This is a genomic window from Curtobacterium sp. MCPF17_047, assembly GCF_003234045.1.
Lineage (GTDB): Bacteria > Actinomycetota > Actinomycetes > Actinomycetales > Microbacteriaceae > Curtobacterium.
Window position 1 is genome coordinate 33,614 of sequence record NZ_QKSF01000005.1, and the last position, 20,909, is coordinate 54,522.

Here is a 20,909-nt window from a genome sequence, read left to right on the forward strand (position 1 = left end):
GACGTGGATCCGGACGTGCGACCGCCGCTACTTCCGCAGCGTCTGCCGCGGGTACTCGCCGAAGCGCCGCAGGTACTCGCCCGAGAACCGGCCCATGTGCGTGAACCCCCAGCGTGAGGCGATGTCCGCCACGGACGCGGTTCCCGGCTCGGCAGCCACCAGGTCGTCGTGGACCTGGCGCAGTCGGACCTCGCGCAGGTAGTTCATCGGCGTGCGGTCGAGCGTCCGCTGGAACGACTCCTGCAGCGCACGGACGCTGAGGTCCGCCGCCCGGGCGATGTCCGACACGGTCAACGGCTCGCCGGCGTGCTCGTGCAGGAACTCGACGGCCTTGCGCAGGCGGGTGTTGCGACGCTCGCCGTAGCCGTCCGGCTGGGCCTCGCCCTGGAACCGGTACAGCCCGAACAGCGAACGGACGACGTCACGCTGCGCCTCGTTCCACGCGAGGGACGCGGACCCCTCGGTGCGGAGGGCCCGGACCGCGCCTGCGACGGAACTGCGCCACGCCTGCACGGCGGCATCGGTCGGGGTGACGGAGCGGTCGAAGCCGAGGGTGCCGTCGACCAGGTACCGCTCGGCGGCCACGTCGAGGACCAGGTCGCGGTCGAGGTGGACCAGTCGCTGGTCCCAGTCCTCGTACTCCATCTCGAACCGGCGCTCGATCGGGAACAGCGCCGGGACGCCGGGCTCCATCCGGACCTCGTCACGCCCCACGTCCACACGCGCCCGGCCGGCGTCGATCCACTGGACGACGACCTCACCCTCGACGGCGACGTCGCCGCGCAGGTACCCGTGCATCTGCGATCGGCGGATGCTCATCCGGTCGTCACCGACGCCGACGTACTTGTACCAGTAGTCGCGGTCGACGGGGGAGGAGTACCAGGTCCGGCCGGCGTACATGCCGGCGAGGTCCTGGATGGCGCCACCGGTGTCGTTGCCCGACACGGCGACGATGGCACCGGTGGGCGCCGAGGTCTCCGGATTGGTCATGTCCCCACCATCCTCCGGACGGCGGTCGCGCGCGAGCCGTCGGGCGAGCTGTGGTCGCGGGACGGCGCTCCGCGGATCATGGCACGCGGATGTCGAGGTCGCGGTCAGGTTCGCGGTCGGATCGGGGGACGGCGAGGTGGAGCCGGGTGGACGACGGAACGGGAGGCCCGTCACCAGCTGGTGACGGGCCTCCCGTTCCGGTGTGGACCGGCTGTCGACGTGCGGGACGACGACGGCGCGGGTCGTTACGCGAGCGTCGCGGCGTCGATGACGAAGCGGTAGCGGACGTCCGAGGAGAGGACGCGCTCGTAGGCCTCGTTGACCTGGTCGGCGCTGATCAGCTCGGTTTCCGGCAGGATGCCGTGCTCGGCGCAGAAGTCGAGCATCTCCTGGGTTTCACGGATGCCACCGATCGACGAACCCGCCCAGCTGCGACGGCCCGGCAGGAGCGCGAACGCGGGGACCTGGAGCGGCTCGGACGGGGCGCCGACGTTGACCATCATGCCGTCGACCTTGAGCAGGCTGAGGTGCGCACCCATGTCGATCGTCGCCGAGACGGTGTTGATGATGAGGTCGAACGAGCCCTTGAGCTTCTCGAACGTCTCCGGGTCCTTCGTCGCGTAGTGGGCCTTCGCGCCGAACTTGAGCGAGTCCGCCTGCTTCGAGGTGGTCTGCGACAGGACCGTGACCTCGGCGCCGAGCGCCGCGGCGATCTTGACGCCCATGTGACCGAGGCCGCCGAGGCCGACGATCGCGACCTGCATGCCGGGGCCGGCCTTCCAGTGGTGCAGCGGCGAGTACAGCGTGATGCCGGCGCAGAGCAGCGGTGCGACCTTCTCGATGTCGAGCGACTCCGGGACGCGGAGGACGAAGTCCTGGTCGACGACGACGGCCTGGGAGTAGCCGCCCTGGGTGATGGTGCCGTCGGCGCGGTCGACGGATGCGTAGGTCCCGGTGTTGCCCTTCAGGCAGTACTGCTCCTGGCCGGCGAGGCACTGCTCGCACTCGCCGCAGGAGTTGACCATGCAGCCGACGCCGACCAGGTCACCGACGGCGTACTTCGTGACGTCCGATCCGACCTCGGAGACGTGGCCGACGATCTCGTGGCCGACGACCTGCGGGTACTGGATGGGGCCCCACTCGCCGCGGACGGTGTGGATGTCGGAGTGGCAGATGCCGGCGTAGGCGATGTCGATCATGACGTCGCCCGGCAGGAGGTCGCGGCGCTCGATGGTGGTCTTGACGAGCGGTTCGGTCGCGGACGGTGCCGCGTACGCGTTGACGGTGCGCAAGGGTCTCCTCGTGGGGTGGGGATGTCGGGCCGGGTGCGGCCCACCCTCGATCCTGCTCCGGTTGTGCGACAGGTGACAGGTACGGGTGGAACACCCTTCGGGTTGCCCGGGCAGGCGTGGCGTGCTGCCGCGCCGGTGCTCGCACGGGGTGCGGTCCGCGCCGGTGCTCGCACGGAGTGTGGTCAGCGTGGCGTGCTGCTCGACGCCCGGACGACGAGCCGGACCGGGAGGACGTGGTGCCGTGGGGGACCGTCGTCCCCGGCGATGCGGGCGAGGAGCTCTCCGGCCCCGACGCGACCCATCGCCTCCGGTTCGTGCGCGATGACACTGATGCCGAGCACGTCGGCGAGCTCGAAGTCGTCGAACCCGACCAGGGCCGGCCGGTCCGGGCGGTCGGCGTACGCCCGCAGGGCTCCGGTCGTGATGCGGTTGTTCGTCGTCACGACGGCGGTCGGTGGTTCGGGGCTCTCGACGAGGCTCACCGCGGACCGGGACGCCTCGTCGAGGTCGTGGGAGTCGCTGCGGACCCAGCGTTCCCAGTCGTCGACCCCGGCGTCGCGCATCGCCTCGCCGAACGCCTCGACCCGGGCGCGGTGGGTCGAGAGCCGGCTGAGGTCACCGATCAGGCCGATCCGCCGGTGGCCGCGTTCGAGCAGGTGTTCGACGGCGGACCGCATGCCGCCGGCGTTGTCGAGGACCACCGAGTCGACGTCGACGTCTGTGGGGGACCGGTCGAGGAACACGACCGGTGTCCCGAGCGCGCGTTCCCGCGCGAGCAGGGAGTGGTCGTCGTCCGCGGAGACCACGAGCAGGCCCCCGACCCGCCGTTCGACGAGCTGCGCCACCAGCGTCCGTTCCCGGTCGGCGTCCTCGTCGGTCGACGCGGACAGCAGGCTGAGTCCGGGCGCCCGGAGTGCGTGCTCGGCTCCGCGGGCGATCCTCGAGTAGAACGGGTTCGCCACGTCGCCGGTGACGAGTCCGACCGTCGCCGAGCGCCCGCCCGCACGCAGCTCGCGCGCCAGGGTGTTCGGGCGGAAGCCCAGTTCGGCGGCGGCCGCGAGCACCCGCTCGGCGGTGTCCGCGGCGACGTAGCGCTCGCCGTTCACCACCCGCGAGACCGTCTTCATGCTGACGCCGGACCGCTCGGCCACGGCGCGCAGCGTCGGTCGCTCGGTGCTCACCGGGTCATCGTACGGTTGTCCGCTTTCATGAGTGGACCTTGACACGACTCACACCGAACGGATAGAAACGCCCAGTGTGACAACGCTGTCATGGTCGACGCGGCGTCACCTCTCCCCAACCCCGAAAGGTGACGATGTCGTCATACGGTTCCCGGCACGGCCGGACCATGCAGCAGATCCGCGGAACAGTCGGCGGGCTCGGGACCCGCGTCACCGCGATCGTCGTCGGCGCGGCGATCGCCTCGTCCGGCGCACTCCTCGGAGCGGTCCCGGCGCACGCGGCCTCCGGTCCCTTCACCACCTCGTTCGAGGGCGGTGAGACGCAGCCCCTCGCGAACACCCCGCTCACCCCGTCGACGACGGTCACCGGGTCGACACTGCCCGTCGGCAGCCTCCTCGGCCACGTCACCGCGGTGACGGCCGACGCCGAGAACCCGCCGAACGAGGTCGCCGCGAGTCTGGCCGACGGGAACCCCGGGTCGAAGTGGCTCTCGTTCAAGAACACCGGTGTCATCACCTACCGGCTCGACCAGGCCGAGACGCTCCGGAAGTACTCGCTCACGAGCGCCAACGACGCACCCGGCCGCGACCCGAAGGCGTGGACCCTCGAGGGCTCGACCGACGGCAGCACGTGGACGACGGTCGACACGCAGTCGGCGCAGTCCTTCAGCGGCCGCGGGAAGACGAACGACTACACCGCGGCGACGCCCGGCTCGTACGCCCAGTACCGCCTGCGCATCACCGAGAACAGCGGCGAGGGCATCACGCAGCTCGCCGACTGGAGCATCTCCGACGGGTCCACCACCCCGCCGCCGCCCAGCCCGATGGTCACGCAGGTCGGGAACGGCCCCGTCTCCGGGCTGAACATCCGCTCCACCGTGGGCTTCAGCGGCACCAAGGCGCTCCGCTACTCGGGTGCCCACGTGGGTACCGGCGAGGCGAGCGCGACGAACGTCCTCTACGACGACGTCTCGTTGCCGATCACGACGGACAGCGAGCTCAGCTACAAGCTCTTCCCGGAGCTCGGCGGCGACACGACCTACCCGGCGACCTACGCCGCGGTCGACCTGCAGCTCTCCGACGGCTCGCTCGTCTCCGCGTCCCCGCAGGTCACGGACGAGAACGGCAACCGCGTCTCGGCGAAGGCGCTCGGCCACGGCAAGGTCTTCTTCGTCGACCAGTGGAACTCGATCCGGATCCCGCTCGGCGCCCTCGCCGGCAAGACCGTGAAGAAGGTCCTCTTCACCTACGACGACGACGCCGCGGGCACCAGCGCCGCAACGAAGTTCCAGGGCTGGGTCGACGACATCCGGATCGACCCGCAGGCCGAGCGCATCGACGGCGCGAGCCTGACGAACTACGTCGACACCCGCCGTGGCACCAACTCGTCCGGCGGCTTCTCCCGCGGGAACAACATCCCGGCGGCGGCCGTCCCGAACGGGTTCAACTTCTGGACCCCGATGACGAACGCGTCGAGCCAGTCGTGGGAGTACTCGTGGCAGTCCGACAACGACTCGGGCAACCTGCCGCGTCTGCAGGGCATCGGCATCTCCCACGAGCCGAGCCCGTGGATGGGTGACCGCAACCAGCTCGCGATCATGCCGTCGACCTCGGGCACGAACCCGGACGCCTCGCTCGGTTCCCGTGCGCTCGCGTTCGACCACAACGACGAGGTCGCCCGCCCGGACCTGTACTCCGTGAAGACGAAGTCCGGTGTCGTGGCCGAGGTCACGCCGTCCGACCACGGCGCCGTGCTCCGCTTCGCCTTCCCGGCGTCGAGCGGCAGCGTCGTGTTCGACAACGTCGGCTCGGACGAGCAGACCTCGATCACGATGAACCCGGACGGGACGGTCAGCGGCTGGACCCAGGGCGGCTCCGGCCTGTCGGTCGGCGCCACCCGGATGTTCTTCGCCGGCACGTTCGACCACGACCCGTCCGGCACCGGCACCGCAGCGGGCAACCGCTCGAGCGCCCGGTACGCGTCGTTCTCCGGCCTGACCGGCGACCACGTCGTCGAACTCCGGCTCACCACCTCGTTCATCTCGCTGGCCCAGGCCCGGCACAACGCCGACCTCGAACTGACCGGCAAGTCATTCGGCCAGGTCCAGCAGGCTGCTGCGTCCGCGTGGAACGACCGACTCGGTGTCGTCACCGTGCCGCAGTCCGCGGCGAGCGACTCGCAGCTGCAGGCGCTCTACGGCTCGCTCTACCGGATGAACCTCTACCCGAACTCGCAGCACGAGAACACCGGCACTGCCGGCGCCCCCGTCTGGGAACACGCCAGCCCGAACATCGCCCCGAAGGGCGCGGCGACCGCCACCACGACGAACGCTGTCGTGAAGGCCGGCAAGGTGTACGTCAACAACGGGTTCTGGGACACCTACCGCACGGTGTGGCCGCTGTACTCGATGCTGTACCCGCACGTCGCGCAGGAGCTCGTCGACGGGTTCGTGCAGCAGTACCGCGACGGTGGATGGACGCCGCGCTGGTCCTCCCCGGGCTACGCAGACCTCATGACGGGCACGAGCTCCGACGTGGCGTTCGCGACCGCGTACCTCGACGGTGCCGTGGACACGAAGACCGCGCTCGAGGCCTTCGACGCCGGCTTCAAGAACGCCACGACCGTCTCCACCGACGTCTCCGGCGCCGGCCGGAAGGCGCTCGACCAGTCCGCCTTCCTCGGCTACGTCCCGGACTCGCTCGGTGAGAGCGTCTCCTGGGGTCTCGAGGGCACCATCAACGACCACGGCCTGGCGAAGATGGCCGAGGCACTGGCGAAGGACCCGGCCACCCCGGCCGACCGCGTCGACGAGTTGACGGCCGATGCCGCCTACCTGAACGACCGGGCGAAGGACTACGTCAACCTGTTCGACCAGGACGCCGGGTTCTTCCAGGGCCGCGACGCCGACGGGTCGTTCCAGGTCGCAGCCGACGAGTTCGACCCCGCGGAGTGGGGCGGTGCCTTCACCGAGACCGACGGCTGGAACTTCGCGTTCCACGCCCCGTTCGACGTGCAGGGCCTCGCCGGGCTCTACGGCGGCGACGACCAACTCATCGCGAAGCTCAAGGAGTTCTACGCCACCCCGGAGACCGCCGAGAACGTGGGCTCCTACGGCGGCCAGATCCACGAGATGCTCGAGGCACGCTCGGTCCGCATGGGCCAGCTCGGCATGAGCAACCAGGTCTCGCACCACATCCCGTACATCGCCGCCGCCGCGGGCGACCCGTCGCTCACGCAGCAGGTCGTCCGGGAGAGCATGCGACGCCTGTTCGTCGGCAGCGACATCGGGCAGGGCTACACCGGTGACGAGGACAACGGCGAGATGTCGTCGTGGTTCGTGTTCTCCGCCCTCGGCCTCTACCCGTTGGCACAGGGCTCCGGGCAGTACACGATCGGCTCGCCGCTCTTCTCGCAGGCCACCGTGCACCTGGACGGCGGCGACCTGCACGTGAACGCGAGGGGGAACAGCGCGCAGAACGTGTACGTGCAGTCGGCCTCGTTCAACGGGAAGGCCCTCGACCGAGCGGTCATCTCGCAGGCCGACGTCGCGAAGGGCGGCACGCTCGACTTCACCATGGGGTCGACCGCGTCGAACTGGGGTGCCGGCAAGACGCAGGGCGCCGAGGGCCTGGACACCCCGGCCGTGGCACCGAAGCCGCTCGTCGACGCCACGACCCCCGGGTTCGGCGCCACGACGAGTGACGACGACACCGCGGTCGGCGCACTGACCGACGACGAGTCCATGACCGCGACGACCTTCCAGACCGCCACTCCGGCGATCACCTGGAAGTCCGCGCAGGGGCCGGTCACCGTCGACCAGTACACGCTCACCACCGCGGCCTCCGGCGCCCAGCCGACGTCGTGGAAGCTCGAGGGCTCGAGTGACGGCACCACCTGGGTGCCGCTGTCGACCGTCGCGAAGAGCGCCTTCGACGCGCCGCTCCAGACCCGTCCGACGACGATCGCCCACCCCGCCGCACTGACCTGGTACCGCCTGTCGGTCACCGGGACGAGCACCGGGAAGGCGCCGTCCATCGGCGAGTTCGAGCTGCTTGCGGACAGCACCGCCACGACCAGCGCGTTCGCGGTCGCACCGACGCCGGGACTCACCGCGGAGGTCGGTCAGACCTTCTCCGGCAACCTCGCTGCGATCACCGGGCCCGGCACGACGGCCGCCGACTACACGGTGACCGTGGACTGGCAGGACGGTTCAGACCCGCAGCAGGTGACCCCGACGAAGTCGGCCCTCGGCGCGTGGGAGGTGCCCGGCGAGCACGTGTTCGACACCGCCGGCGAGCACACCGTGCACGTCGTCGTCCGCTCGGGGACGGAGATGGCGAGCACCGACGTCCCGGTGACGATCTCGCGGACCGCTCCGAGCCTCCAAGGCGCATTCGACAACGTCTGCCTCGGTGACCCGGGCCAGGCCGCGAACTGCGACTTCGGAGGCCGCGGGTTCTCCCGCTCGGCGCTCGCCGCCGACGGGTTCACCCAGGGTGCGACGAACGCCGTGCCCGGCACGGACCTGACGTTCGACCTGCCGGCCGTCGAGCCGGGTGAGCCGGACAACGCCACGAACGACGGTCAGGTGATCCCGGTGCCGACCGGCACCGGGATCACGGAGCTCTCCGTGATCGGCACCGCCAACGAGCACCCGCAGCAGCTCGACGGCACGATCACCTACGCGGACGGCAGCACGGACGTCCTCCCGATCGCGTTCGGCGACTGGACTGCCTCGTTGGCGAACCCGCAGTTCGGGAACACCGTCGTCGCGACCAGCGACCACCGCACCGTCGGGGTGAACGGCACCGACGGCACGGACGCCGGCGTCTTCGCGACCGCGGCGTTCGCGATCCCGACGGGCAAGCAAGCCGTCTCGATCACGCTGCCGGAGGCTGTCGGGACCCCGTCGGGTCAGGGCCGCATCCACGTCTTCGCGATCGCGACGAACGGCACCCGGGTCCCCACCACAGCGCTCGCCGCGACCGCCGGGGACACCCTCACCGGCACCGCCGGCGAGGAGGTCTCGGGGACCCTCGCGACCGCGACCGGCGGCACCGTCGGCACGGGCACGACCACCGCGACCGTGAACTGGGGCGACGGTTCGCCGCTCGAGGCCGCGACCGTCAGCGTCACCGACGGCACCGCGACCGTCACCGGGAAGCACACCTATGCCGACGCCGGGGAGCGCACGGCCATCGTGACCGTGGACGACGGCACCGGGAGCGCGACCGTGCGCACCGCGGTGACGATCGAGGCGGCGCCGGTCTGGACCCCGACGCTCACCACCTCGGCGGGCGACGGCGTCCGACCGCGTGCGACCGTGCACGTCACGGGCGCCGGGTTCGCGGCGGGCGAGTCGATCACGGTCGGTGTCGACGGGACCACGGTCCCGGTCACGGCGACCGCGGGCAGTGACGGAGCGGTCGGGTTCGACGTGACCGCCCCGGGACGTCCGGGCAGCCACGTGGTCTCGGCCACCGGCGACCGGTCGGCGACCCCGGCGAGCGCCACCTTCCAGGTGGTCGTCCCCGGCAACGGCGGCGGCAACGGGAACGGCGGCGGGAACGGCGGCGGCAACGGCAACGGCAACGGCAACGGGAACGGCGGCGGCAACGGGAACGGGAACGGCGGCGGACACGGATCGTGGGCGCCGGAGTTCCGGCTCCTGGCGGACGCCGGCACCGAGGGCACCGTCGTCGGGTTCTCCGGCAGTGGGTTCGCGCCGAACGAGCGGGTCACCCTGACCCTGCACAGCGCCCCGATCGCCCTCGGGACCGCGACCGCCAACGCCGACGGCGTGCTCGGCGGGACCTTCACGGTGCCGTCCGCAGCGCGACCGGGCAGCCACCGGGTGGAGGCCCTCGGCGCGACGTCCGACGTCACGGTGAGCGCCGCGTTCCGGGTCCTCGCCCGACCCGCCGCCGACGCGGGGGCGGCACCGGCGGAGCCGGGTAACTGGGACGGCCTCGCCTGGACCGGTTCCGACGTCGACCCGGCCCGCTGGGGGCTCGTGGCCGGAGCGCTGATCGCGCTCGGTGCGGCGATCACCGTCGCGGTCACGGTGGTCCGACGTCGACGCGACCGACTGGGGGTGCCGACGGAGTAGGGACCGGTCGGAGCACGGACACGTGACGGACGGGAGGTGCGGTGCCGGTCGGCATCGCACCTCCCGTCCGCCGTCCTGGCGCTCAGCCCTCGGCACCGGTGTCGTCGTGCGCGGCCCCGACCGGCTTCGACTCCGGCGACCCCCGCTCGCGCAGGAACACCGACAGCACCGCCATGCTCCCGACGGCCAGGAACTCGGACTGCCAGTTCTGCAGGGTGCGGTTCCAGAAGTCCGCGCTGACGACGTACTGCGCCCAGGTGACCGGCGCCTCGAGGTCGAGCAGCTGCTGCTCGTCGTACGCCACCACCCCGGCGGCCGACTGCGCGGCCCAGCTCGCCAGGAAGACGCCGCCCATCACGAGCAGCAGCGAGTGCGAGAACAGTGCCTGCCGCAGACCGCCGACCGCGGCCCAGCGCGGTGAGCGGGGACCGGCGTGCGGGCCGACCTCCTGGTCCGCGTCCGACTCGAGCCCGGTCTGGTCCTGCTCCTTCGACTCCGGGGAACCGCGCTGCACGAACCACACCGTCGTCCAGATGTAGAGCAGGAACTGCAGGTACTCGGACTGCCAGTTCTCCGCGACGTCGGCGGTGAAGCTCGACGAGGACACGTACTCCAGCCAGCCGATCGGGTCGAGGCCCTCCGCGGTCTGGGTGTCGTTGAACACCGCCCAGCCGGCGAACGACTGCCCGACGAGCGCGGCCACCAGGATCCCGCCGAAGAACAGCCCGAGTGCGTTCTGCCGGACGGCCTTGCGCACCGCGCTCACCGCCCGAGTGCGGCGATGGCGAAGCAGTACGCCAGGCCCGCGACGATGAACACCAGGTACGCGGTGAACAGCTTCCGCACGTCAGCTCCCGTCCAGGACGCACTCGAACGGGGCGTCGGCGACCGGCGTGCACCCGGCGGCGCGGACCAGCCACGACGAGCCGGACCGCGCCAGGAACACGGCGTCGCCCTCGCCGTGCACGAGTGCGGCGCGTCCGTGCACCTCGGTCGACGCGGTGCGGACGACCCTCGGCAGGTCGAGCTCGAGCACACCGTCGGCGCAGTCCCGGTGGGTCTGGTCGGTCACTGCCTGGCGTGCGTCCGGCACGAGGAGGGCGCAGGCGTCGGCACCGCGCTGGTCGTCGAGCGCCGTGACGAAGTCGGAAGCCGCGTCGACGGCCGCCGCCCGGGTGTCGCCGCCCGCACTGCACCCGGTGACCGAGGCCATGAGCAGGGCCGCGAGCAGGGCCGATCCGGTCAGGACGCCGGCCGGGGTCCTGACCGGGGTACGGGTCGGTCGCTGGTGCACGGCCCCTGGTTACCGCGACGCCGGGGGAGGCGTTCCGGACCTGTCCGACACACGCGGGGTGGGCCTCCCGTCAGCGTGCCGCGCCTGCCGTGCGTGCCGCGCCTCCCGTCAGTGCGCTGAGCCGGACCGGGACGGCGCTGCCGGTCAGGCGTCCTGCGCCCGCGCGATCCGCGCCCCCGCGATCCGGGCGAAGCGCAGCGGGTCCCGCAGCGCGTCGTCGGGCTCGCCGGTGGTCTGCGTCGCGATGACGGTGAGCGACGCCGCCAGCGCGAACCCGTCGACCGGTGCCGCGATTGCTCCGGCGACCAGCGCAGTCGGCGTCCCCAGGTCCTCGGCGAGCGCCCGGACCACGGCAGGGGCCTTGCCCGCGGCGCTCTGGGCGTCGAAGCAGCCCTCGCCGGTGATCACGAGGTCGGCTCGGGCCACGGCGTCCGACAGTCCGATCGCGTCGGCGATCGTCGTGGCACCGCTCGCGAGGACGGCGCCCCAGGCGAGCAGCCCGAACCCCGTCCCGCCTGCCGCTCCCGCGCCCGGCGTGGCCGCGTCGACGTGGGGGAAGCACTCGGACCAGCGGCGGAGCCGGTCCTCGTGCACGGCCACCCGGTCGGGCGCCACGCCCTTCTGTGGTCCGAACACGGCGGCGGCCCCGTGCTCGCCGAGGAGCGGGGAGGTCACGTCGCTGAGCACCACGGCGCCGAGCTTCGGCAGGGTCCGGAGCGCGGTGGTGTCGACGGGAGGCACGTGGTCGAGCACCGTGCCGCCGGTCGCGTCCGCCGGCACGCTCGTCCCGACCGCCAGTCCCAGCGCCCGCAGTGCGCCGATGCCGCCGTCGGTCGAGGCGCTGCCGCCGATGCCGAGGAGCAGCCCGGTCGCGCCGGCGTCGAGGGCCGCGGCGATCGCCTGCCCGAACCCGGTCGTGTGCGCGGTGTCGGGCCGGGGGTGGTCGAGGAGTGTCAGGCCACTGGTCGCCGCCAGTTCCACCAGGGCACGGCCGTCCGGCAGACGGAGCCATGCCGTCTCGACGGGCCGGTCGTCCGGTCCCGTCACGGTCACCGGTACCCGTTCGCTGCCCGGTACCGCGGTGGCCACGGCGTCGATGGTGCCCTCGCCGCCGTCGGCCATCGGCAGGATGACCAGGTCGTCGTCCGGCCGCTCACTCCGCCAACCGTCGGCGACGGCCCGGGCGACGTCGGCCGCCGACGCGGTCCCCTTGAACGAGTCCGGTGCGATGACGACGCGCATCCCGTCACGCTAGCAACCCCGCGAGCGCGCCCGCAGAACGCAACCCCGGCGGCACCGCGCAACGGAGTACCGCTGCGTGCCGCCGCCCGCGTTGCGTGTTGCGGCGCAACCGACCAGCTGGCCCGGGTCCGGCTGAGTACCGTCCGGACGATGACCGACGACCGCCGCCGCGAGCTGGGCTCCACCGACGCACCTGTGGAGGACGAGCTCGCCGAGTCCTTCGACGCCACCATCGAGGAGGGCGCCGAACGGCTGCAGCGGACGACCCGCGCCGTCCTCATCACGGGCTTCTTCGGCGGCCTCGAGGTGGGCCTCGGCGTGATGGCGTACCTCGCCGTGCTCACCGAGACGGACAGCCACCTGCTCGCCGGCCTCGCGTTCGGCATCGGCTTCATCGCCCTGCACCTGGCGCACAGCGAGCTGTTCACCGAGAACTTCCTCATGCCGGTCGCCGCGGTCGTCGCCCGCGAGGGGACGGTCCTGCAGTTGATGAAGCTCTGGGGCGGCACCCTGGTCGCGAACCTCGCCGGGGGCTGGGTCTTCATGTGGCTGGTGGTGCACGCGTTCCCGCAGTGGCACGCCACCCTCACCGAGTCGGCGGCGCACTACATCGACGCGCCGTTCGGCCTGCAGAGCGTCGTCCTGGCCGTCCTCGGCGGCAGCACCATCACCCTGATGACGCGCATGCAGCAGGGGACGGACTCGGACCCGGCGAAGCTCGTCGCGGCCGTGGCGGGCGGGTTCCTGCTCGCGGGCCTCCAGCTGTTCCACTCGATCCTCGACTCACTGCTGGTCTTCGGCGCGATCCAGTCCGGTGCGGACATCACGTACGGGCAGTGGCTCGGGTGGTTCGGCTACACGCTGCTGTTCAACGTCCTGGGCGGCCTGGTCCTGGTGACGGCGCTCCGGTTGCTCCGCACGAAGGAGCTGATGCAGGACCGTCGGCAGGACTCGCAGCAGGACCCCGAGCGCGCCGACGCCGAACAGACCGACGCCGAACGGGACTGACGCCCGGCACGGTCAGCACGCGGCACGGTCAGAGCGCGAAGCGCGGGTGCGGTTCGCCGCCGGTAGCGAGGTCCGCGAGCATCTCCCCGACGACCGGCGCGAACTTGAACCCGTGCCCCGACGATCCCGTCGCGACCGTCACCGGCCCGCGCCGGTCCAGCACGAAGTCCTCGTCGGGGGAGTTGTCGTACAGGCAGCTGATCAGCGTCGGCTGCGACGCGTCCACCCCCGGCACGAACCGCTCGACGTACGCCTGCAGCCGCGTCACCTCGGCGGCGTCCGGCGTCCGGTCACGGTCGTCCGGGTCGACGACCGGCCCCGTGCCGTGGAAGCCGACCTTGACGCCCTCGCCCGGGGTCAGCAGCCCGTAGACGCCACCGCCGTCCGCCGGGTGGTGGACGAACGACGGCCACGCCTCGTCCGGCAGGTGGCTGGGGAAGTGCGCGGGCTGCTCCTGGGTGACGCGGATGGCCGGGAGGCTCGCCCCACGCCCGGCGAGCAACGCACCCACCAGGGTGGGCGCCCAGGCACCGACGGCCGCGACGACGCTGCGGGTGCGGACCGTGCTGCCGTCCGCGAGGGTCAGGGTCACCGTGTCGCCGGCGTCCTGCACGTCGGTGACACGGACACCGAAGCGGAGGTCGGCGCCGTCCGCCGCTGCCAGGTCGAGCAGCGCCTCCAGGGCGTCGGCGGCGCGGATCCGGCCGGCGGTGGCGTGCGCCAGGACGTGCCCCTCGAACGCGATCCCGGGCCACCGTGCTGCGGCCTCGTCCGGGGTCAGGCGTTCGACTGCGATGCCCGCGGCGTCGAGCGCGGCGGCGATGGCGTCGACGACCTCGGGACGACCGTGGTCCACGGCGCCCGTGTGGTCGAGCAGGGTCCGACCGGACGCGGACTCGAGCGCGGCCCAGGCGTCCCAGGCCCGCAGCGTCAGGTCGACGTAGTCCGCGTCGGGGTACCCCATCCGGAAGATCCGGCTGCCCCCGTGCGAGGAACCGTGCACGTGTCCCCGGTCGTGCTGCTCGAGCAGCAGGACGCGCTCGCCGCGGGCGGCCAGGGCTCGGGCGGTCGCGGCGCCCAGGACGCCACCGCCGATGACGACGTGGTCGGAGGTGTGCGTGGTCGGTCCGTCGGTCGACGTCGCAGGGGGCATGACGACACCGTAGTGAACGCGGTGTCCCGCCGGGCCCTGCGCGGGGGGTCCGGATGCGTTACAGTTCGACGCAGAGGGAAAAAAACCCGTTCTGCTCCGGCAGACGGAACCGCGTACGCGTCTCACGGGAGCCGCCACTTCTTCATCGAAGGAGTGCGCCCGTGTCAGTACGAACCTCCCCGCCGACCACACCCGTCTCGCCACCCGCTGGTCTCCGCGACGCCTGGCTGCCGTTGGCCGGCCTGTCCGCGGTCTTCCTGTTCGAGATGCTCGACAACTCGGTCCTGAACGTCGCGCTGCCGACCATCGCCCGTGACCTCCGGGCCTCGACGACCGCGCTGCAGTGGGTGTCGGGTGCCTACTCGGTGGCCTTCGGCGGCCTGATGCTGCTGTTCGGTGCGGTCGCCGACCGCGTCGGCCGGCGTCGCACGATGCTCGTCGGCCTGGTGCTGCTGGCGGTGGCGAGCCTCCTGACCGTGTTCGTCACCTCGGTCCAGGAGCTCATCGTCGTCCGGGCCCTGATGGGCGTCGCCGCCGCGATGACGACCCCCGGTTCGATGGCACTGGCGTTCCGCCTCTTCGCCCGCCAGGACCTGCGGGTCCGGGCGCTCACCGTCATCTCCACCGCCGGGCTGGTCGGCCTCGCCGTCGGGCCGACCGTCGGCGGGTTCGTCCTGGCCGTGGCGCCGTGGCAGGTGCTGCTCGTCGCGGACGTGCCGATCGCGGTCGTCGCCTTCGCCGGCATCCGGGCAGGGATCGCCGCGGACCGCCCGGACGACCTGCACCGCGACCCGATCGACGTCGCCGGGGCGGTCCTCGGTACCGCGAGCATCGTCGGCGTCCTCGTCACCCCGACGCTCGTCGTCGGTGGCGCTGCCGGATGGGCCGGGTGGGGCGCCGGCGCGGTCACCGCCCTCGTGGCCGTCGGCTTCGTCGTCCGGGAGCGCACCGCACACCACCCGCTGCTCGACCTGCACCTGATCGCTCGGCCGCTCGTCGCGAGTGGCCTGGCGTACAAGGCCGCGGCGGGTCTCGCCATGGCCGCGCTGTCGTACCTCGTCACCCTGCAGCTGCAGTTCGCCTGGGGATGGCCCCCGGCGCTCGCCGCAGTCGGGACGCTGCCGCAGGTGGTCGTGCTCCTCGCCAGCGGACGCCTCGTCGGCCCGTTCGTCCAGCGCGTCGGACTCGACCGGGCGGCACGCATCAGCGCCGCCGCGGTCGTCGCCGGCCTCGCCGTGTTCGCCCTGACCGCACGGCTGGGGTACCCCGGTGTCCTGGTCGCCCTCGTGCTCGTCGCCGCCGGCATGCGCGTCGTCGGTGCCGTGGCCGGCAACAACGTCCTGCACGGGCTGCCCGCCGACCGGACGTCGATCGGGGCGGCGCTCGTTGACACGGCGAGTGAGATCGCCACCGCGGTCGGGATCGCCGCCACGGGCACGATCCTCGCCGCACTCGTGCCGGGCGACCTCGGCACGACCCCCTGGGCGCCGGGTCGGACCGCCGCGTTCGAGGGCGCCGTCTCGATCGCGGGCGCGGTGGTCACCGCCGTCGCGGCCGTCCTGGTCGTCGTCGGCATGCTCCGCGCCCGCACCGCCGCAACCCCTTCCACCGCAACTGCTCCCACCACCAGCCAGGAGAACACCGATGTCTGACCTGATTGCCCGCCCGCCGTTCGACCGCGAGCTCGCGCCGTTCCTCGCCGCACTCGCCGCGCGCGGACCGTTCGTCCTCACGCCGGAGATGCTGCCCCGGATGCGGCAGCTCGACATCCCGCTGGAGACCCACGACGAGCGACTGCGCCAGCGCGGCCTGGAGCGTCGGAGCATCACGGTGCCCGGCCACCTCGGCGACCCGATCGAGCTGGCGGTCATCCAGCGCACCGGCCGCACCGGCCCGACGACCGGGGTCTACACGATCCACGGCGGCGGCATGATGTTCGGCCACCACCTCGGCAACCTGGGCTCCTACGACGACTGGCTGCTCGACCACGACGTCGTCCTCGTCAGCGTCGACTACCGCCTGGCCCCGGAACACCCGGACCCCTACCCGGTCGAGGACTGCTTCGCCGGCCTGGTGTGGGTCGCCGAGCACGCCGACGAACTCGGCATCGACCCGGACCGGATCGTGATCGCCGGACAGAGCGCCGGAGCCGGCCTCGCGGCGGGGACGGCCCTGCTCGCACGCGACCGCAGGGGCCCTGCCCTCCTCGGGCAGATCCTGGTCTCGCCGATGCTCGACGACCGCGACCGGACCGTGTCGACGCGGCAGATCGACGGCGTCGGCGTCGCCGACCGGCAGATGACCCGGTCCGGCTGGACCGCCTACCTGGGCGACCGCCGGGCCACCGACGACGTGTCCGAGTACGCCGCCCCGGCGCGTGCGACGTCACTGGCCGGGCTGCCACGCACGTACATCGACTGCGGCAGCGCCGAGGTCTTCCGGGACGAGACCGTCACCTACGCCAGCGCGCTCTGGGCCGCGGGCGTCGACGCGGAGCTGCACGTCTGGCCGGGCGCCTTCCACGGCTTCACGAGCATGGTGCCCGAGGCCGCCGTGTCGCGGCGCGCGACCGCGGCGTTGGCGGACTGGACCCGGCGGCTGCTCGGCGAGCCGGTCAGCCGCGCGTGACGCCGGTCACCCGCCAGCGGTCAGGGCGACAGGTCGAGGTCACGGCAGGTGCCCGCCGTTCCGGGCCGGGTTCGTGTCGAGACGGTACGACGAACCGTCCGCTGACCGGGTGAGCACGCCGGCGTCGACCGCGTCGCGCCGGACGAGCGCGACGTCCTCGACGAACATCGCGAGGGCGGCGTTCAGTGCCGCTTCCGAGACGCTGCGCCGAGCCGGCAGGCGGTCGAAGACGGTCTGGACGATCGCGTTCGAGAGTTCCTGACGCCGGCGCGCATCGGTCGGCAGGTCACGGATCCGCCCAGTGTGCAGGACGGCCCGGTCGGACTGCAGGAGCTCGATCGTCTCCTTCGCCTCCACCAGCAGGTCGGTGACGACGGCTCCGTCGTCACCGACCCAGTCGAACCGGTCCGCGGGGATGTGCGGGTTGATGGCGACCGCCACCACCTGCCGTGCGCGCCGGAGTGCGGACTGCATGCTCACGTCGAGTACTCCTTCGTCGTCTGGGTGCCGGTGACGATACCGACGGACGTGGCGCGGGCGCGACGCGGAGCGGGGAACGGCGGCTCCACCTGTCGCTTCTCGCGGCAGGTGAGACTCCGGGATTGCCCGGTACTCAGTCGGGACGGCGGTCGACAGAGGGGGGGGCGGAGATGCTGGTGCAGGTGTCTGGGCCTCCCGGGGAGCCGGGAGATCCCCCTGTCTGCTGCGATCGCGGAGCGGTTTCCGGCGACCTCACGACGCTGGTCGTCGACGCGTACAGCTTGCTGTCGCGGTAGCTCGTCTAAGTGAGCCCAGTGTGCTGCGTCGAGCCTGAGCACTGCGACGAGCGCAGCTTCGTCCCGGATGCCGATCCTCTACCGGTCGCGCTCCGCTGCCTCAATCCGCTGCGTACGTTGCTGCTGTCGAGCAGCGCGCGGCCCCAACACGAAGAGAACTGATCCAGCCACGGCGGCGGTCACCGCAGCGGCGAGCAGGGGCGGCCACGACGTGAAACGTGTGGCCGCTGCGATGACGGTCACGACGAACAACGCAATGGTGACCGGGCCGAGTATCCAGCCCACCCAGAGTCGATGTGTTCGCATCCCTCAGTTGTACTCGGCCGATGTCTCGGCGGTCGATCGGCTACCGGGCGCGTTCTGATGTGCTGATGGTCAGCCGTGCTGCCTAGGGCGGTCAGTCAGTCAGTCAGTCAGACCGACAGCATGCGAGAGCGGTGGCGCAGATTCCTCGCGGGCTAACCCGTCCGCGAGATGCGGGGCTGCTCGGGGTAGGTGCACTTCCAGCCTCGGTGGTCGTCGGTGGTGTCGCTGCCTCGTCCGTCAGCCATGTGCCTCTGCACGGTGATGGCCTGACCTGCGGCGAGATGGCCGCCGTCGGCTTCATACGAGAGCGCGATATCGATCTGGCACAGGTCGAACCGCTCGAGCAGGTTGGAGGTGGTGTCGTTGGCTGCGACCACATACCGGTAGACGCCGGGCGATTCCTCGGTTGCCGACCCCATCGCACCCTGACGCTGACCGAGATCGGTTGCGGGCCAATCCTGCGTCGCGTCGCCCAGTGGCGTCGCCGCCGCGCCAGCCTGAGTGCTCGAGCCCGCATCGGAAGGCGATGCTGCATCGGTTGGACGGGAGGCGCTGGCAGGCGTCGTTTGCTTCGCCGCGGAGGATGAAGATGGGACACGCGGCCCTTCTTGATTGCTCGGAGCGGAGCAGGCGCTGGCCACCAGAGTGACGCCCAGAATCAGTGCGACTCCGGTTCCCCGGAGCATGTTGCGCTTGTCCACGTGTTCCCCCCCCCTCGTCACCGGGCAAGTCCGCCCGGCTTCGGTCGACCGGAGCTTACCGTCCTCCCCCCCCCGCTCGGCCTGGCGCGAGTCCCGCTCGCGGAGGGGATCCGCCAAGTCTGGAGACGTAGTGGTGAGGCACGACAGTCGGGGAGGTCCGCGGTGGTCACGCCTGCAGCTGGGGGAACGTTCCGCGCGCCCACACCAGGTTGATGGAGAACGACGTGACGAGCCAGGTGTCGCCGTGACGGATCAGGCGGCCGCGCCAGACGTTCGATCCCTCGAATGCCGGCGTATGCGCGTCGTCGCAGAAGACCGCAGTGACATTGCCGCGAACTTCCGCCTGGTTCCCCGCGATGTCGGCCACGACGCCCGAGACGAGGTGCTGCGTGGCGGGGATCGGCTCGTGAACGGCGCGGACCTGCTCGACCACCAAGCCGGCGCCGACAGTGACACCCATGACCGTCGTCGCTTCCACGTCGCTCGCATACATCTGGGGGAGATCGTCGAAGCGGCGGTCGTCGATCGCGGCGAAGATGCGGGAGATGATGTCCGACGGTGTGCTTGACATGAGAAGCCTCTCTTACTGTTGGGATCCCAACGTTGGAATCCCAACGATACACGGAAGCGGGAGTTTCGCCTACCGTGGAGAACATGGCTGAGCGGGAGATTCCGGAGCGACTGCGTTCGCTTCCGAGCTGGCTGCTCGTCGAGGCTGCGGCGCGAGCGTCTCGAGTGGTGTCGGAGCTCACCACCGAGGCCGGCGTCCCGAAGGCGGCGTACCCGATCCTTGCCGTGCTCGAGGCGGCTGGTCCGCTCAGCCAAGCCGAAGTCGGCCGTCGCGTCCGGATCGACCGCAAAGACCTCTCGGGATACGCTGCGCGGCTCGAGCAGCTCGGCTTGGTCACGCGGCGTCCTGACCCCGCAGACGTGCGACGCAACCTGCTCGAGCACACGCTTGCGGGGACGGAGCTCCTCAAGCGGCTCGACCCCGCTTTCGCGGCGGCGCAGGACCAGCTGCTGACGCAGTTGACCTCAGCGGAACGGGCGACGTTGAAGCGGCTGCTCGATCTCATCACCACTGAAGTCGCCCACTAGCTGCAGGCCCGTCGACCTGGCAGTGACTTTCGTCATCGCGACGACGGCGCTCCTCCCGTGGCTGCCCCCCGCGGTGATCCAGCCGGCAACCTGCAGTGATGTTCCGTGAGCCGGTGACCCAGCGGACAGCGGAGTTGTGGCGAGGGAGCGAGCGCTGGGGACCGTCACCGTCGCAGTGAACGATCGTGCGTCGACGCAATGACCGGTCGCTGAGGGGCTGTCGCATCCACGGGAACCCGCCCAAAGTGCATCTACCCGGTGAGGATGCGTCCTGCCCGCAGCATGGCGAGGGTCGCTGCCCGTTCAAGCCGGGCCGGGTCCGTGGGCCTCACTTCGCTGCGGGCGATGTCGGAGGTCATCAACAGCGACGTTCGATGAGCCATGGCCTACCGGTCAATGACTGCTCGTCTCGGTGACCGGGTCGATCACACCAGGGAGCTGCTGTCGGTCACGGTCGCAAAGCTGCCGTCGAGCGCGGCCATGAATGCGGCGTGCACGGCTGCGCCCGGCACGACCGTGTCACCGTGTTGCAGGTCTGGTGCCGTGCAGGCGTCCGAGACGACGGTGTTGCTGTAGCCGAGTTCGTGCGCGGCCCGCGTGGTCGAGTCGATGCACATGCTGCTCATCATCCCGACGATCACCAGTTCGGTGACGTCGGCGTCGTCGAGGACCGATGCCAGCCCCGTGTCGATGAAGCTGTTCGGCCGGTGCTTTTCGAGCACGACCTCACCGTCCGCGGGCGTGACGGACGAGTGGAACTCCACCCCAGACGTCTCGGGACGGAAGAACGACGCTGCCGGGTCCGTGCTGACGTGGAAGATGTGCACGACGAGCTCGCCGGACGCGCGGAAGCGGTCGAGGACGGTCCGCGCCGCGGTGGCCGCCGCCTCGGGCTCGACGAGGGGGAACGCGCCGCCGGGGAAGTAGTCACGCTGGATGTCGACGAGGACGAGAGCACGGGTCATGTCACGAGTATTGCGACGCTCGCCTGGATCTTCCGCTGTCATGGAACTCGCGCTCGCGCTTGAGCGCTGCGCTTGTCGTGGCTGCGCTGGTGGCCTGGCTTGCTCCAGCTTCGGTGGTCGCTCTCCGCCTGGCATGGACGGATCCTCCCTCTCCAGTGCCCGTGC

General features: G+C 71.5%; 16 protein-coding genes. 5 read left to right on the forward strand and 11 right to left on the reverse strand.

Going from position 1 to position 20,909, the window contains the following annotated elements:
* Positions 1–27: 27 nt before the first annotated feature.
* The 3 genes from DEJ33_RS06565 to DEJ33_RS06575 all read right to left on the reverse strand — a co-directional run bounded on the left by DEJ33_RS06565 (position 28) and on the right by DEJ33_RS06575 (position 3,463).
* Positions 28–990, reverse strand: a complete 963-nt coding sequence (locus DEJ33_RS06565; RefSeq protein WP_111194501.1) for an AraC family transcriptional regulator — start codon at positions 988–990, stop codon at positions 28–30.
* 245 nt (positions 991–1,235) lie between these two features.
* Entirely contained in the window at positions 1,236–2,282 is a 1,047-nt protein-coding gene (locus DEJ33_RS06570) for an NAD(P)-dependent alcohol dehydrogenase (protein WP_111194502.1), read from the reverse strand.
* A gap of 182 nt (positions 2,283–2,464) precedes the next feature.
* Positions 2,465–3,463 carry a LacI family DNA-binding transcriptional regulator gene (locus DEJ33_RS06575; RefSeq protein WP_220034448.1) on the reverse strand — a complete coding sequence of 333 codons (999 nt, stop codon included), beginning with the start codon at positions 3,461–3,463 and terminating at the stop codon, positions 2,465–2,467.
* Between the two features lie 167 nt (positions 3,464–3,630).
* Here DEJ33_RS06575 and DEJ33_RS06580 point away from each other — a divergent pair, with 167 nt between their 5' ends.
* A complete protein-coding gene (locus DEJ33_RS06580; RefSeq protein ID WP_111194503.1) occupies positions 3,631–9,573 on the forward strand; it encodes a GH92 family glycosyl hydrolase in 5,943 nt (1,980 codons plus the stop codon).
* 82 nt (positions 9,574–9,655) lie between these two features.
* On the opposite strand, the gene DEJ33_RS06585 is transcribed toward DEJ33_RS06580, so the two are convergent.
* From DEJ33_RS06585 to DEJ33_RS06595, 3 genes are all read right to left on the reverse strand, one after another.
* Positions 9,656–10,339 carry a DUF6766 family protein gene (locus DEJ33_RS06585; protein WP_111077404.1) on the reverse strand — a complete coding sequence of 228 codons (684 nt, stop codon included), beginning with the start codon at positions 10,337–10,339 and terminating at the stop codon, positions 9,656–9,658.
* An 81-nt stretch (positions 10,340–10,420) separates the two neighbouring features.
* Positions 10,421–10,867, reverse strand: a complete 447-nt coding sequence (locus DEJ33_RS06590; RefSeq protein ID WP_111077405.1) for a hypothetical protein — start codon at positions 10,865–10,867, stop codon at positions 10,421–10,423.
* 144 nt (positions 10,868–11,011) lie between these two features.
* Entirely contained in the window at positions 11,012–12,109 is a 1,098-nt protein-coding gene (locus tag DEJ33_RS06595) for a glycerate kinase (RefSeq protein ID WP_111077406.1), read from the reverse strand.
* A 150-nt stretch (positions 12,110–12,259) separates the two neighbouring features.
* On the opposite strand from DEJ33_RS06595, the gene DEJ33_RS06600 reads away from it, so the two are divergent.
* Positions 12,260–13,117: a formate/nitrite transporter family protein gene (locus DEJ33_RS06600; protein ID WP_111194504.1), complete on the forward strand. Its 858-nt coding sequence runs from the start codon at positions 12,260–12,262 to the stop codon at positions 13,115–13,117.
* A gap of 28 nt (positions 13,118–13,145) precedes the next feature.
* Here the strand turns inward: DEJ33_RS06600 and DEJ33_RS06605 are convergent, their stop codons facing one another.
* On the reverse strand, positions 13,146–14,270 hold the full coding sequence (locus DEJ33_RS06605; RefSeq protein ID WP_111194505.1) for an FAD-dependent oxidoreductase: 1,125 nt from the start codon (positions 14,268–14,270) through the stop codon (positions 13,146–13,148).
* 161 nt (positions 14,271–14,431) lie between these two features.
* Between DEJ33_RS06605 and DEJ33_RS06610 the strand changes: the two genes are divergently transcribed.
* Both DEJ33_RS06610 and DEJ33_RS06615 read left to right on the forward strand, forming a co-directional pair.
* Positions 14,432–15,922, forward strand: coding sequence for an MFS transporter (locus tag DEJ33_RS06610; protein ID WP_309147003.1), 1,491 nt, complete (start codon positions 14,432–14,434; stop codon positions 15,920–15,922).
* Positions 15,915–16,898, forward strand: coding sequence for an alpha/beta hydrolase (locus DEJ33_RS06615; protein WP_111077410.1), 984 nt, complete (start codon positions 15,915–15,917; stop codon positions 16,896–16,898). Before DEJ33_RS06610 ends, DEJ33_RS06615 begins: the two co-directional genes overlap by 8 nt.
* A 39-nt stretch (positions 16,899–16,937) precedes the next feature.
* On the opposite strand, the gene DEJ33_RS06620 is transcribed toward DEJ33_RS06615, so the two are convergent.
* The 3 genes from DEJ33_RS06620 to DEJ33_RS06635 all read right to left on the reverse strand — a co-directional run bounded on the left by DEJ33_RS06620 (position 16,938) and on the right by DEJ33_RS06635 (position 19,252).
* Positions 16,938–17,372, reverse strand: coding sequence for a DUF2087 domain-containing protein (locus DEJ33_RS06620; protein ID WP_111077411.1), 435 nt, complete (start codon positions 17,370–17,372; stop codon positions 16,938–16,940).
* A 760-nt stretch (positions 17,373–18,132) separates the two neighbouring features.
* Positions 18,133–18,681 carry a hypothetical protein gene (locus tag DEJ33_RS16860; RefSeq protein WP_146242542.1) on the reverse strand — a complete coding sequence of 183 codons (549 nt, stop codon included), beginning with the start codon at positions 18,679–18,681 and terminating at the stop codon, positions 18,133–18,135.
* A 166-nt stretch (positions 18,682–18,847) separates the two neighbouring features.
* Positions 18,848–19,252: a nuclear transport factor 2 family protein gene (locus DEJ33_RS06635; RefSeq protein WP_111077414.1), complete on the reverse strand. Its 405-nt coding sequence runs from the start codon at positions 19,250–19,252 to the stop codon at positions 18,848–18,850.
* Positions 19,253–19,335: 83 nt separating this feature from the next.
* Here DEJ33_RS06635 and DEJ33_RS06640 point away from each other — a divergent pair, with 83 nt between their 5' ends.
* Positions 19,336–19,779 carry a MarR family winged helix-turn-helix transcriptional regulator gene (locus DEJ33_RS06640; RefSeq protein WP_146242543.1) on the forward strand — a complete coding sequence of 148 codons (444 nt, stop codon included), beginning with the start codon at positions 19,336–19,338 and terminating at the stop codon, positions 19,777–19,779.
* A gap of 425 nt (positions 19,780–20,204) precedes the next feature.
* Here DEJ33_RS06640 and DEJ33_RS06645 read toward each other — a convergent pair whose 3' ends face one another.
* Positions 20,205–20,744, reverse strand: a complete 540-nt coding sequence (locus DEJ33_RS06645) for a cysteine hydrolase family protein (protein ID WP_111077416.1) — start codon at positions 20,742–20,744, stop codon at positions 20,205–20,207.
* Between the last annotated feature and the right edge of the window lie 165 nt (positions 20,745–20,909).